The organism is Yoonia sp. SDW83-1, from assembly GCF_046762885.1.
Taxonomy (GTDB): domain Bacteria; phylum Pseudomonadota; class Alphaproteobacteria; order Rhodobacterales; family Rhodobacteraceae; genus Yoonia.
In genome coordinates this window covers 1-14,797 of sequence record NZ_JBKQXO010000003.1, presented here as the reverse complement: position 1 = coordinate 14,797, position 14,797 = coordinate 1, and the positions used below count along the sequence as shown (strand labels likewise).

Sequence of the window (14,797 nt, the reverse complement as noted above, 5' to 3'; positions counted from 1 at the left end):
ATGGCAGACATCATGCAGAGATTTGCGGGGCGTGAAGAAGCCGGGCGGCTATTGGCTGATCGGCTTGCTGCCATGGGGTTGATGCAACCACTTGTCTTTGCCCTGCCGCGCGGTGGCGTTCCTGTCGCGGTTGAGCTAGCCGCGAAGCTGAACGGACCGCTTGATCTGGTGCTGGTGCGCAAGATCGGAGCGGCCGGCAATCCCGAGGTCGCTCTTGGTGCGATCGTCGAAGGCGTGAACGCGCAGGTCGTGATCAACGATGACGTCATGCGCCGGCCTAAGTGGCACAGTTTGCCAACATCTGAGATGTTAGAATTCGATTACCTGTCTCCGCCAAAGTCATTGTCGGCTGGAGCAGTCCCGTCCGGGTACCAGTGCCAGGAGCCGAACGTAGTACCAAAGTAGATCCCGGAGGAATTTCCCGGTTTGGTATCACCGGCGTACTTCGGAGCTCCTATGTGTTCCGGGCGTCGAGCGGGCATCCCATCGTTATGATCATCGGTTTACGTCACAACGAACGACAAACTTCTCGGGTAGTACCTTGCTCAAAGCGTTGGCTTGAGGACGGCGCTAATACTTGGCGGAGCTAATTTGGACTCATTCGATGGCGCAGTGATCCAGAAGCCAATTTGTGGTGGCGACCGGCCGGCGTTACATGGCAGGCGTCTGATGAGGCCGCATTGAGAAAAATCAACGCGCATGCCTTCTTCTTAGGCCAATGAGAAAGGGGGGAAGGAGACAATCGACCGCCTTTCAGCCGTGATGCGATGTATACCCGGTTGGGCTCCAAGCCCGAGCCTTTTCAGATTGCAGCGTGAATTCTAGCAGAAAGGGAGTTCGGCAATGACCCATAAACGTGTCCGTACCGCAATTTTTCCCGTGGCCGGGCTTGGCACACGGTTCTTGCCTGCAACAAAGGGAACACCAAAGGAACTGCTTCCTGTGATCGACACACCGCTGATCCAATACGCGATAGATGAGGCGCGCGAGGTTGGCGTGGAGCGGATGATCTTTGTCAGCCATCCGTCAAAGGCCGCCATTGAACACTACGTGATGGACGATGCACGACTGCGCGCCACGCTTGTGGACCATGGCAAATCGGACCTAGCGCATGAGTTGGAAGAGGCCGCGCTGGACACCCGCGACTGCGAGGTCATCTTTGTCACGCAGCCAGAGCCGCGCGGCTTGGGTGACGCCGTGGCGTGCGCGCGGCCGCATGTGTTGGACGGCCCCGTTGCCGTTATTCTGCCTGACGATCTGATAATTGGAACGCCGGGTTGCCTGCGCGAAATGGTCGATGCGTATGACCGTGGCAAGGCGGGGCATCTGGTGGCCGTGATGGAAGTGCCAAAGGCGCTGACCGGCCGGTACGGTATTCTTTCCGTAACCGCGGAGGACGGCCGCTTTGTGCAGGCCAGCGGTATCGTTGAAAAGCCTGAACCAGACAAGGCGCTATCACAGATGGCTGTTGTGGGCCGTTATATTCTTGATCCTGTGGTTTTTGATGCCCTTGCGCAGCAAGCCCCGGGTGCCGGTGGCGAGGTCCAGCTGACAGATGCGATCACGATCAGCTCGGTAAAGACCGGGGTAGCGGGTTTTCGGTTCTCCGGACGCCGGTTCGACTGCGGCTCAAAACAGGGGATGTTAGCGGCAACGTTGTTTCTGGCCCGTGATGATCCTGCTTATGCGGAGGTTTTCGAAGAGTATCTGGCACCAGAGGATATCGTGCCTGTGGGGTAGATCAGCAGCCGGTTCGGCCTATACCTGCGCTACTTCGGATACTGCTGCCAGCTTAACGACGACCTGACGTGTCTTCCCCTTACCGGGATATTGCACTGTGTCGTCCGACACCGGTTGGCCATCAACTGTCACATGCGCGTTGGGCTCGTCTACACTATCATCACGCTCGATCGTTATGTCGATGCGCCCGCGATAGCCATCAAGTGTGATCTGCGCGCATCTCCATGCAGTCGGTAGGCATGGCGCGATGCGAATTCCTCCAGCCTCTGGCTTAATCCCCAAGATTCCTTCAAGCCCAAGCTGCCAAGCCCAACCAGCCGCCCCAGTGTACCAAGACCAGCCACCCTGGCCGACCCGGTCACTTGCACCGGAAACATCACCAGCCAGGACAAAGGGCTCTCTTTTGTAGTGGTCGGCACCTTGCGTGTCGGCAGCGCGTCGGATCGGGTTGATGATGTCAAAGACCTCGTACGCCCGATCACCATCGCCCAATGCAACATAAGCCACACCTAGCCAAGTCGCGGCATGGGTATACTGCGCTCCGTTTTCACGTATCTCAGGCGGGTAGGCCTGAATATAGCCCGGATCGCGATCTGTCTGATCAAAGGGCGGGGTCAGCAGACGGATCAGGCGGGCATCCGTATCCACCAGCCGTTCACGGGCTGACTGCAATGCCTTGCGCGCACGATCACTGGGGTTGGGGTCGGACAGCACCGACCATGCCTGCGCGATCAGGTCGATCTGGCATTCATCATTCGCCTTGACTCCCCATGGCAATCCCTCGTCATCAAAGGCGCGGACATACCAATCGCCGTCCCATGCATGTTCTGATACCGCGCGGCGCAGATCAGCGGCATAGCTTTCCCAGCGCGTCGCATCCTCTGAATGGCCGGTGCTGCGGGCTAGCGGTGCAAATAGTGACACTGTTGCGATTTGAAACCAAGCGAGCCATACGCTTTCGCCGCGCCCCTTTTCGCCAATGCGGTCCATACCATCGTTCCAATCGCCCGCACCCATAAGCGGAAGGCCATGTGCCCCTGTTGCCATCATCCGGTCAAGGGCCCGCGCGCAGTGGTCATAAAGCGGTAAGATCTCGCCCCCGTCAAACAAGGCATAGCGATCATGTTCGTCGGGGCGAAGTTCGGGGGCGGTCAAGAATGGCAGCCTCACATCAAGTATTCCGCTTTCGCCTGTCGCAGCGATATAGCGGGCCGTCACGAAAGCAAGCCACAGATAATCGTCCGAGCAATGGGTGCGAACGCCCCGCCCTGCAGGCGGATGCCACCAGTGGAGAACATCGCCTGCTTCGAACTGATAGCATGCGGCAAGAAGGATGTGTTCACGCGCCCTTTCAGGATCAGTGTGAAGCAGGGCCAGAACGTCCTGCAGTTGATCCCGGAATCCGTAAGCACCGCCAGCCTGATAGAACCCTGCGCGCGCCATGATCCGACATGACCGGTTCTGATAGGGCAGCCACCGATTGACCATCAAATCAAGGGCCGGATCGGGGGTTTGGACCTGCACCGCGCCAAGCCGCTTTTGCCACGTTTCGCGCAACGCGTGAAGGGCGCGGTCTGCCTCTGCGGGGTCTTTCCATTTCCGGATATCCATTGCCAGACTACTTTCATTCGCGGCCTCACCCAGTGCAAAGATCACCTCGACAGTTTCGTCTGCCGCAATGTCGAGATGGACCTGGTACGCCGCACAAGTATCGCCGCCGGAAGTGAAGCGTCCGCCAAGGTCCCAGCGCCGCAGCCCATCCGGGTCATGCACGCTTCCATCCCGCCCGAGGAAGTCGTGCCTGTCACCCGTCACACTGTGCGGCTCTGCCGAGGCGGTCAGAAACGCAACTCCGTCCCCAAACTCGGGGTTCCATTTGTTGCGCGCGATGATTGCCTTCAGAAAATCATCGTAGTGCGATGTGATATGCGGGCGTGCAACGCTGCCCAACGCGCCAAGTAACCATTCGGCATAATAGGTGGCCGATATACGCCTGTGCAGCCCGGACCGGTTTGTCACTCTTAGCCGCACAAGCTTGACCGACGCATCTAGGGGCACAAACGTCAGGATTTCCTGCTCGAGCCCATAGCTATTCTGTCGCCATGATGTTTCGCCTGCGCCGTGACGGACTTGACAGGTCGCATCATCGCCAATGGGCGCGGGCGTTGTGGTCCAGATATCGCCACTGGCCTCATCACGCAGATACACGGCCTCTCCGGGCGCATTGGCGACCGGATCATTGGACCAGGGGGTCAGACGGTGTTCGCCAGCGTTGATGGACCAGCTTGTGCCAAACCCGGCTTCGCTGACCAGACACCCGAAATCATCATTGGCCAGCACATTGCACCATGGGGCGGGCGTATGCATGCCGGGTGCTAGATGGATCAGATAGTCGCCAGTCTGCTGATCAAAGCCGCCATAGCCATTGTCAAACAGCAGATCCGATGGCCGATCCAGTTCCGGAGCGGGATCGTAAGCAGGAGCCGAGCCCGGATCAAATCGAGGCGGCGGCAGACGGGTTTCGAGCGCCTGATCAAGCATCTCGCGCAAGGTCAGGTGATCGTCGCTAAGGACCACATGCGCCGCCGCCTCGATCCCGCGCCGCAATCGTGCGTCCATCTGATCAGCGGCCAGTAAATGGATCCCGCCACGCTTGCCGAGAACACTGTCGGATTGGGTGTCACGCAGGATCGAAAGCACCTGTTCGCGCAAGGGTTCTTCGTAACCCGACACTGCATCGCGCAGCACGACCAGATCCACATCAAGCCCTGATCGATGCCACAATCGTTGCGCGCGCACCAGCACGTCCAGCAGGGAAGGATCGCCAACCTTTGCGACCTTGAGCAACAGAATGGGTAAATCGCCCGAAATACCAAACCGCCACAGGTCAGGCTGGCCGATGCGCGCGCTTGGATCATCTGATGGCGCCCCGCGAAGTGTGTGGTTAAAATGGGTCAGAAGCGATGAAAGCACCTGCAGTTCCGGCAAATGAACGGGATCGATTTCAAGCTGCTGTATGACCCGACCGCTTTCAAAATGGGCATCGCGGAACGCGCGTTCGATCCTAAGAGCGGGATAGCGATTTGCGGCACCAACAACGTCCTCGCGCGAATTGCCAGCGACGGTCAGGAAAGTCAGTTCCTTGGTCTCCATCGGTTTCAGGTGCACCCTGACCTGCAGCGCCATGACAGGATCAAGTGTCCATCCTGCGGTTTCCGTCAGACCATCAAACAGGGCCTTGGGTGACCGATCACTTCGGTTACGCCCCATAAAGCACCCGCGATCGGTGTCCCACGCGCGTATCTGGATCGTTGGGTCTTGTGCCGCGACTTTATGCAAAAGAACCGGTGGGCGGATTTCTGGCCTGCGCGGACGGCGTTGATATAGCAGGGCCTGATGCTGCTCCAAATAGCTACTTTGCACAAAGAGCTTGCTGAAGGCCGGGTGGCGCTCATCATCCAGCGGCGGGGCCAGCACGACTTCGGCATAGCTGGTCAGGTCAATGGTTCGCTCCTCATCACTTTCATTGACCAGCGTCACACGACGAATTTCAACATCGTCGAACGGGGCAACTGTGATGTCCATCCGCGCGACAATACCGGCATTTCGGCGCAACAATTCGACCATGTGCTGGTGAAAAACACAACTGCTTTGACCGGGATCGCGCCCGGTTGGTGCAGCGCCAAGCGACCATATCTCACCGCTTTGGGTATCGCGCAGGTAAAGCCATAAACCATGGGCAGTGCGTGTTGGGTCCGGTTGCCACCGCGTCAGCGCGCTCTGCCGCTCTTTCAGCCCACCGCCGCCGGTTTCAGTGATCAGTGAAGACATGCGACCATTGCCCAGTAGATGGACCTGCGGCACCGCGAGATCGGATGATGGGGCCCACGGTGCCAAAGCAGAGGCGGGCGCTGGGGCATGATGCTCCCATGCTTCGTCGGCACGGCCGCGCTCCAGCGGCACATCCCACGGAACCCGCTCCTGCAGAAGCAGATCCATGGCATGCACGGATTTGTCGCGCAGAAAGCGGCGTACCATTACATCGTCAGCAGTGGCGTTAACAATGGCGGCCATGATCATGCCTTGATGGTGCGCCATGTAATTCTGAACTGGGATGAAATCGCGATTAGGCGCCAGGCGGTCCGGCGTGAAATCAAGCGCGTCGAAGAATCCATAGCGGGTCATCGCGCCAAGGCCAGCGAGCTTTTTCAGGTTTTCGACCGCGGCTTCAGGCCAGCCACAAAGGGCCAGTGCCGATCCGTAAGGAGCGATCACGATATCCTCGGTCAATCCGCGGCGAATGCCCAGCCCGGGTACTCCGAAAGCGCGGTATTGGTACGTGCCTTGCGCATCGGTGACACCAAATGCGGATTCCGATATGCCCCATGGTACACCGCGTTCACGGGCATAGGCACGCTGGAACTCGACCGCCGTCAGCTCGCTCTCACCCAGCAATGTGTCGCGGTAGCTGGGCAGAAATAGCGGCGGCATGAGGTATTCGAACATCGACCCGTTCCAAGACAGGATTGACGGCTTGCCTTGCAAGCGCGTGATGGGACGACTTAAAGAAAACCAGTGTTCCGCCGGTGCATCGTGTTTGGCGATTGCAAAATAGCTGGCCAACCGGGCCTCTGTCGCGAGAAGGTCGTAGTGGCTGTTGTCCATCTGACCGAGGCTATGGTTATAGCCGATCGTAAACAGGCGCACCGTGGAGTCATAGAGAAACGCAAAATCCATGCCATAGGCGATCGTCTCGGCCTGATCGGCAAGCGCGATCAGCCCGTCACGCAGCGCGGCTTGCCTTGCGAAACCATCTTGCAAGGCCTGCTGCATCTCGGTCAGAAATGCCTTCAATGGTTCGTCATTAGCATCGCAGCTTTCGAGTCGCGCCTTGATCTTTTCAAAAACAGCCGTTTTCGACTTGGGATTTGCGGGTTGGAGCTCTTTGAGAATATCCTCGGCCAGAGGTATTCTTTCGGGCGGCGCGGCGGCAATAACCGATAGCCACGGCATGAAGCCGTCGATATCGCGTCCAATCGCGTGCAGGTCGTGTTGATAGCGGTCCAGCCAGGTAGTAATTTCGGCAATCTGGCTGTCGAGCGCGTCCGGCGTATTCTGGATTGCATCGCGCACCAGCGTTTCGAGATCAAGCAAGCAGCTGCCATTGAGTTCGGCAATAATTGATTTCCACGCAAGAGGTGCACCCTTTGCCTGATCGATCAAAGTACGGATCGCCCATTCAATACGGTTCAACTCGCCTTCATCAAAGTCCTGCAGCTCGTGAATCGCGATCACCAGCAGGTCAAATGTGGTGCTCAGACAGCCAAAACATGCGCCCCCGATTGCTGGCTGATCGGCCAGTTCCAGACAACCATGTTTAAGTGCGATCAGCGACACCGCGAGATTGCCGCTGTCAACGGTCGAAACATATTGCGGCTCCAACGGCTCAAGCGTCCGGGTTTCGTACCAGTTCAGAATGTGCCCGCGATACATCGTCATTCGACCAAGCGTGTCGACGGCGTTGCGGCTTCGGGTCAGAAAGTCGTTAGTGGTAATGAAGCCCATATCCCTTGCAGCAAGGGCAGAGACCAGGAACATTCCTATATTGGTCGGTGAGGTGCGGTGCGCGATCTCTTCGTGGTGGTTGTGTTGATAGTTGTCGGGTGGCAGCCAATTATCGTCCGGGCCGACAAAGGTCTCAAAGAAATGCCAGGTCCGCCGGGCGACTTGGATCAGAAAGCGGCGTTGCCCATCATCCAGCGATTGGCTGCTGAACAGGCGCGATCGCGCGCTCCACACCGCGATTTCAGGTGCAAGGAACCAAAGCAATAGAACAGGCAGTGCCGACAAGAACCCGTGGGCCTCATAGAATGCGAGCTCAGCTGACAACAGAAGCGCCAACGCTGATGATGGCCACATCAACCGCCATGACGCGCTACGGATGCTGCCGCCCCGGAATTCTGCGGCCGCGCTCGCCGCCGAGGTCCACTTCAAAAGGTTTCTGCCGCTGATGCGCTGACGCCAAAGCGTGCGCGTAATTGCGTCAGTGGCGATGACCGTGTCGCTTACCAAAAAGACGACTGAGAAAAACCAGCGTCCGCCCTTCGTTTTGATCTGATGAATTGCAGTGCCCAGTGCCCCACGACGAATGCTCCCCGTCGCGATGGCAAACACCTCGCCCGCCAGATAGCTGCCCGGTGCCGCGACGGCCAATAACGTCCAGACCCAGGCGCTGCCCGGCAAGGCCATCCATGCACCAACAAAGAAAAGCAGCAGCGTCGGCGGCACGAGGCTGCGGCGCAGGTTGTCCAGAATTTTCCAACGATCCAGTGCTGAAAGGGGGTTTGGGACCTTTCCTCCATCAGCAGAGGGTACACGGCGCCACAACCACGGGACCAATTGCCAGTCGCCGCGGATCCACCGATGCTGACGCAAAGCGAATTCCGGGTAATTGGCAGGAAGGTCTTCGTAGAGAACCAAGTTGCTGGCCAGCGCAGACCGCCCATGTAGCCCCTCGAACAGATCATGGCTGAGAATGCGGTTTTCAGGAACTCGGCCAGCCATGCTACGATGCAGGGCAGCAATGTCATAGATACCTTTGCCGACAAAAATGCCGGTGCCAAACAGATCCTGATAAACATCCGAGACCGCGCGACTGTAGATATCGACCGCCGTATCGCCGCCATAAAGATGGGAAAAATGCGTGTCTTTGCCAAGTTTCGGCAGGATTTCGATGCGGGGCTGCAGGATCGCATATCCGGAAACGACCCGCCCGCTTTCAGAATCAAACTCAGCCCTGTTCAACGGATGCGCCAAGATCCCGATCAGTCGTGTCGCCACACCAGGTGGAAGTTGGGTGTCCGCATCCAGCGTGATCGCGTATCGCAGCTTGGACAGTTCCTTGATATCGCCCTCCACCACCGAGAAGGCGTCGGTTTTTTCACCCAAGATCAGTTGGTTAAACTCTTCCAGCTTGCCGCGTTTGCGTTCCCACGCCATCCAGCAACCTTCGGCGGCGTTGAACTGACGACCACGGTGCAGCACGACAAAGGGTGCACTCCCATTTTTACTGTACCGTGCATTCAGTGAGGCAATTCCGTTTTTGAAACCGGATTGGATCGGCTCATCCTCTGGCACCGTCTGCGTCGGAGCATCTACCGGATCGGATAAAAGCACAAACCGCAAGGCGGGATCGGGATTGGCCAGATGCAAGATCTCAAGCTTTTCAATGATCCCTTCAACATCGACCTCAGATCCGACAATCACTGGCACGATAACTGCCGTCGCGCAGTTGCCCGGAATGGATTTCGAAAAATCGAGTTCTGGTAGTGTCTCTGGGCGAGTGATCTTGGTAATGATCCAATGCACGACCCAGACGCTCAGAATGGTCGCGGGTAGGACCGAAATAGTGGTTCCTAGCAACCATTGAAGAAAGTTGGCGTTCTGCATCCACAGGTAGGCCAGCGGTACGATCAGGGCAATCAAGACACCGGCGACCAAACCGGCTGCATAAAGGGTACCAGCATATCGCGCCAACCGACGACGCAAGGCAAGCGCGCGTGGCGCCCGGTAGCCCAATTCAGTTTCAAAGGCGGCAAGACCGTCGCCGATCAGCCAGTATCCGACATGCGATCTGGAAATATCGCCGCTTGTCGGATGACAGGCCGCGATAGCCTTGTGCGCAACGGCGACTTCTGAAAAATCACATCGGCGTGCCAGCCGCTCGACCGCTGATCGATACCTGTCGCGGGTTTCGAATGTCATATCGGCATACACGCCTGCGGGATCACTGGCCAGGACGGCCTCTATCCGGCTTGCCAGATCAACGAAGTCGGTCCACTTGATGCCATGGATCGCGATAAGATTGGAGATGGCCTGTGCAATTAGCTCCGTCTGAACTTCGTCACTGATGCGTTGCTGTTCAGGCCGATGCGCCGCTTTCGGCCGCAGTTTATCATTCATGGATCCAAACGCATCGATCAGTCGTTCAATGCAGACAAGCCTGAGCATTGACGGCAATGCCCAAAGCTCGGCATTGGTAAGATCTGCATGCTCTTGGTAGGTGCGGATGAACGCGATCAGGCTGGGCAGAGTGATCTGCGGGCGCACGTCATCAAAGATCGCCTCCGCCAAAGCGTAAATACGGGGAACCCGTCCCTGTGCTGCGTCAAGAGCGACAAGTTGGCGGTAAAAGTCTGGTGGCAGATCCTCGCGGACACGGCGCAAGGCGCGTGCGATGTGATAGTCGTTATCCAGCAGCCAATCCGCCGCGCGGGCATGTTCAGATGCCGGATGGGCGCAGTATTTGCGCACATCCGCGAGCCAGTCGTCTAGCACCGGCAAAGCTCGATAGATGTCAATAATGGCTGGCCGGCCCTGAGCGATGTTATGGCCCACGGCCAATGCGGCTGGGTCCCCTTGGATGATTGCATCCTTTTCGGGGTCGGCGGTCATTTATCGGTCCCGGCGGGTTGTCTGATACCCTTGGAAACGACGCGACCAAACGCGTGGTCTCTGGATTGGTTCATCTTGCTACGCACCATCAGAACCGGGATGTCAGCACGATCCAGAATGAAACTGGCGACATCACCTGCAGGCACATCGCGATGACCGCTTTGCCCATGTGTGGCCATCACCACAAAGTCGACTGCTTCTTTTTCAATAGTGTCAATCAGAGCGCGCCGCGCATCGCCGCCGGGCAAAATCAGTGTCGAAATGTTCAGTTTGTGATGTGCGAGGCTGTTCTTGACCTTCGTCAGATGGATTTGCCCTAGCTGCGTGTTCCGCTTTGTTACCTGAGAGCTGAGCCTGGCAGCCTCCTGATCCATCACGCCAAACTCGGTCACTCCGGGCTGGGGTGCCACATGGCACAGCAATAGTTCGGCGTCTTCTGCGAGCGCCAGCTTGGCCGCGGTAGGGAGCGCGCTTTCTGCACGAGACGAACCATCAAGCGGAACAAAGATTTTCTGGTAGGTGCCGTTTTTCGGCTCTCGTGCCGTTACGGGGATCATCAAAAGCGCGGCACTGCCCGATGCCAAGACGCCCAATACCGTGTCACTTAGCCGTTTACCTTCCTCGCCACGCACTCGCAGGGCGGCGGCAATATCGCCTTGCCTGACGGCCATATGGGACGCAATCTGTTTGATGTACTGCCCTTCGAGAAGCAGCGCCTCGGTCTTGCTTCCCTTTGAGCTATGTGCACGCGCGACCCCCGACAGCCAATTTCGGGTTTTCTGTTTCCTGATGTCCCAATCGACCGGATCAACCGGTTTGGATCCGTCATGCGGGGGCACCATGACGTGGCACAACGTCACGTGTCCACCCAAGGCAGCAGCGACTCTATCGGCGTGTTTTACCGGCTCCAGATCTTTTTGTGCCTCTTCAAGGAAAACGATTACGTTGCAGTTGGGGCCACTTCCCTCCGGCCTTTGTTTCTTGGTGTTCATACTTTGCTTTGGATCGCGGGATGTTGTTGGCATCGCTTTCGGCTCCTGGGGATCAAAGACCTGGTGGGCTCGATCGGACCGATCCGGCCATTCCAACCCTCCAGTACTGTATCTCTGCCAGGCGCACTTCACCTTTGCATTGAGACAAGACCTTTGAATGAATACCGGTTCAGCCTATCCCCATGCACGTCGAACAAATTGACGAAGATCAAGACCACCTATTCACCGCGTTCGGTTCGAACGCCCTCATTCGATCCTTTGACCTTTGCGTAATCGCGCTTCGTCAAGAGAGATTGGAACCTTGCGCCCTTATTGGGGCGGGATGCATGGTCGCAAGCCACTGTCTTGTAGGGCTTCTCTCAGCCAATCGGCGTCGTTACCACGATCCCTGAGCAACCATTCAAAGTTTGGCAAGCTGCTCAGCAACGCCCGCGTTCCAATGTAATCGCTGACCTGTCCAGAGGGGACTGTTGCATTAATCGGGGATCTTGGGGAGGTTGTGGTTTTGGAGGTTGAGCATGCCGCGCAAATCGCCACCAGTGACGTCATACAGATAGCAAGGTATTTCCATGTTGCGCCAGTTGGTAGCTGAACCAGATAGAAACCCAAGACAACGATGACCGTTTGATGAAGCAGGTATGACGGCAAGACAGGTTCGGACAAACGCCGTGATATCGATAAACGTGATATCGATCTGCTATTGGCTGCTCTTACTGATCGTCAGATTGCGGAAACGTTCGGATGGAGCGAGGCTGAAGTAACGCAGTTGCGCCTGTCCAGACGAGACGCACCTCCGCAAACAAACGCTGAGTAAGGGCGAACTTGTCTGGGCCTTAAATTGCGGGCAAGGTGCGCAGACTGCTCCGATCTCTTGAAAGGTCGACAATTTGCCCAATACTATCGATGCAGAAGCCCTTCTAAACTCCATCCTGGACGCTCTACCTGACGCCGTTATCACAATCACCGAAGAAGGTCTGATAGCGTCATACAGCCATGCAGCCGAGCGGATGCTTGGATATGCGGCCAGCGAGGTCATTGGCCAGAACGTCAAGATGCTGATGCCTGCTCCATATCGCGATGAACATGACGGCTATATGGACCACTACAAAGCCACGCATCAGAAGAAGATCATTGGTATCGGGCGAGAGGTGGAGGCGCAGCGCAAAGACGGAACAGTGTTCCCAATTCATCTGGCCGTTAGCGAGATGTTTGTGCAGGGCCGTCGCATGTTCACGGGCGTCATACGGGACCAAAGCAAGCTTAAGCAGGCGGAAAGCAGAACCCGTCAGTTTGCTCAAATTGTCGAAGACTCCGTTAATGAAATCTATATTTCGGACGCGGAGACCTATCAGATCGTACACGCCAACCGCGCGGCGCGACTTAATCTTGGATACTCGACCGAAGAAGTGTCCAGTCTGAAGCCTTGGGATTTTGTCCACGGACTCGACCGGGCAAACATCGAAACCCTGCTCGATCCATTAACAGACGAGAGCAAAGAATGGCAGGAATTCGAAACAGTTCAAATTCGCAAGGATGGCTCTACTTATCCCGTCCGAACACAATTGCAGCTACTGAAGACGAAACATCAACCTGTTTTTGTTGCCGTTGTTCAAGACTTGACCGAACTAAGAGCGGAGCGCTCACGTAGCGATCAGTTGGGCGCAATATTGGATCGCTCACTCAACGAGATTTACATGTTTGACGCTGACAGCCTGAGATTTGTACAGGCTAACTTTGGAGCGCAAAAAAACATCGGTTACTCCAGTGAAGAATTGCTGGATATCACACCAGTCGACATCAAACCGGAGATGTCAAAAGACCAGTTTGAACAAGTAATTGCCCCTCTCAGGGATGGGAGCAAAAACCTGCTTACGTTCAGCACCATCCATCAGCGGAAAGACGGCACCACCTACCCTGTAGATGTAACGCTTCAGCTGATGCGTTTTGATGAACACTCCCTGTTTGTGGCGATCATCCGGGATGTGACCGAACAGCTCAAGTTGACCGAGGACTTACGACTACGCGAACGGGCAATTGCAGAAATCGACACCGGGGTTCTCATTACCGATGCCAGGCGCGGGGAAAACGCCATCATATACGCAAATGCCGCTATGGCAAAAATGACAGGGTATGAGGCCGAAGAATTGCTTGGCCGAAACCCTCGTTTTCTGCAAGGTGACGACCGTGATCAGCGAGCGTTGGACAATATCCGTTCGGCCATTTCACAGGCAGTGCCGGTACATGAGACACTGCGCAACTACCGCAAAGACGGTTCTCTCTTTTACGTTGAGGTCACGATATCGCCGATCCGCGATGATGCAGGCGAGGTAACGCATTTCATAGGCGTTCAATCCGACGTCACTGCGAAATTAGACATGGAAGAGCGACTTCGCCATTCGCAAAAGATGGATGCAATTGGTCAACTAACGGGTGGTATTGCGCATGATTTCAACAATTTGCTCACAGTGGTCATCGGCAATAATGAACTGCTTGCTGACCGTCTCAGCGATGATGAGTTTGCCGCGTCGTTGCTGGAAGACGCCACAAGCGCCGCTGAAAGCGGGGCGCAGCTAACAGGTCAGCTCCTATCGTTCGCCCGCCAACAGCCGCTTGCATCGGAAGAAATCGATCTCAATGAGCTCGTACGCAACCTTCAAGATATGCTTGACCGTACGCTTGGTGAGACAATCACACTGAATATCAAGCTAGCAGATGAGCTTGGAAAATCCTTCGCTGACCCGACGCAAGTCCACAACGCGTTGCTCAATCTTGCGATAAACGCGCGTGATGCCATGCCCGATGGCGGCGACCTCACAATCGAAACCAGCAATATAGATTTTGATGCGGAAACGGCGCGCGAACGTGATGAACTTGCACCCGGACGATATACTCGATTGTCCGTCAGCGATACCGGCATTGGTATGCCTCCGGAAGTCCAGTCCCGCGTTCTTGAGCCATTCTTCACTACCAAAGAAGTAGGCAAGGGTACAGGTTTGGGACTGAGCATGGTGCATGGCTTTGCCAAGCAGTCCGAAGGTCACCTTGAAATCTACAGTGAACTTGGTCACGGCACGTCCGTAAGCCTGTATCTTCCTGATGCGGCCAAACTGAAAGATGGTACTGCCGAACATGCTCGGGGTGCTCCGCCTGTTGAAAAGGGCGGTGAGACCATTTTGGTGGTGGAAGATGACCCACGCGTCCGAAAGTTGACAATCAACCGGCTAGATAGTCTGGGATACACCGTACGGGAAGCTGAAACCGGGCATCAAGCACTAGAAGTCTTAGCCGAGACCACTGATGTTGATCTTGTCTTCACAGACATGGTGATGCCAGGCGGCATGTCCGGTGCCGATCTGATTTTAGAAGTGCAGAGATTATACCCACATATCAAATGCATCATTACCTCAGGCTATGCGGAAAAGGGCACCTTGCCCAACGACGGAACTTTGTGGTTGCGTAAACCATATCGGCTTCAGGAACTATCTCAGCTGCTTCGTCAACGGTTGGATTGAACTGTGGCCTGCTGCCGGTTTTGTGGACGGCAACTTAAGCTTTCATTGCTCGCTCCTCGAATGTCATAGGGCTTAGATAGCCGATGGTCGAGTGGCGGC

At 56.3% G+C, this 14,797-nt stretch carries 5 protein-coding genes; 3 read left to right on the top strand and 2 right to left on the bottom strand.

Features of this window, described 5'->3' with window-relative positions; all coding sequences use genetic code 11:
• Positions 1 to 12: 12 nt before the first annotated feature.
• Positions 13 to 405, top strand: a complete 393-nt coding sequence (locus tag ACFWW4_RS04155; RefSeq protein WP_411889715.1) for a phosphoribosyltransferase family protein — start codon at positions 13 to 15, stop codon at positions 403 to 405.
• Positions 406 to 843: 438 nt separating this feature from the next.
• A complete protein-coding gene (locus tag ACFWW4_RS04150) occupies positions 844 to 1,740 on the top strand; it encodes a UTP--glucose-1-phosphate uridylyltransferase (protein ID WP_411889714.1) in 897 nt (298 codons plus the stop codon).
• A gap of 18 nt (positions 1,741 to 1,758) precedes the next feature.
• Here the strand turns inward: ACFWW4_RS04150 and ACFWW4_RS04145 are convergent, their stop codons facing one another.
• Together ACFWW4_RS04145 and ACFWW4_RS04140 are read right to left on the bottom strand one after the other, a co-directional pair.
• The gene (locus ACFWW4_RS04145; protein WP_411889713.1) at positions 1,759 to 10,194 is read right to left on the bottom strand and encodes a GH36-type glycosyl hydrolase domain-containing protein; all 8,436 of its coding nucleotides are present in this window, start codon (positions 10,192 to 10,194) and stop codon (positions 1,759 to 1,761) included.
• Positions 10,191 to 11,219: a universal stress protein gene (locus ACFWW4_RS04140; protein WP_411889712.1), complete on the bottom strand. Its 1,029-nt coding sequence runs from the start codon at positions 11,217 to 11,219 to the stop codon at positions 10,191 to 10,193. Before ACFWW4_RS04140 ends, ACFWW4_RS04145 begins: the two co-directional genes overlap by 4 nt.
• An 854-nt stretch (positions 11,220 to 12,073) precedes the next feature.
• Here ACFWW4_RS04140 and ACFWW4_RS04135 point away from each other — a divergent pair.
• Positions 12,074 to 14,698, top strand: a complete 2,625-nt coding sequence (locus ACFWW4_RS04135; RefSeq protein WP_411889711.1) for a PAS domain S-box protein — start codon at positions 12,074 to 12,076, stop codon at positions 14,696 to 14,698.
• Positions 14,699 to 14,797 lie beyond the last annotated feature (99 nt).

What these genes read in the sequence shown, in the direction of transcription:
- ACFWW4_RS04155 (WP_411889715.1), top strand. Translation starts at nt 13, where the DNA reads ATGCAGAGATTTGCGGGGCGTGAAGAAGCCGGGCGGCTATTGGCTGAT.
- ACFWW4_RS04150 (WP_411889714.1), top strand. Translation starts at nt 844, where the DNA reads ATGACCCATAAACGTGTCCGTACCGCAATTTTTCCCGTGGCCGGGCTT.
- ACFWW4_RS04145 (WP_411889713.1), bottom strand. Translation starts at nt 10,194, where the DNA reads ATGACCGCCGACCCCGAAAAGGATGCAATCATCCAAGGGGACCCAGCC.
- ACFWW4_RS04140 (WP_411889712.1), bottom strand. Translation starts at nt 11,219, where the DNA reads ATGCCAACAACATCCCGCGATCCAAAGCAAAGTATGAACACCAAGAAA.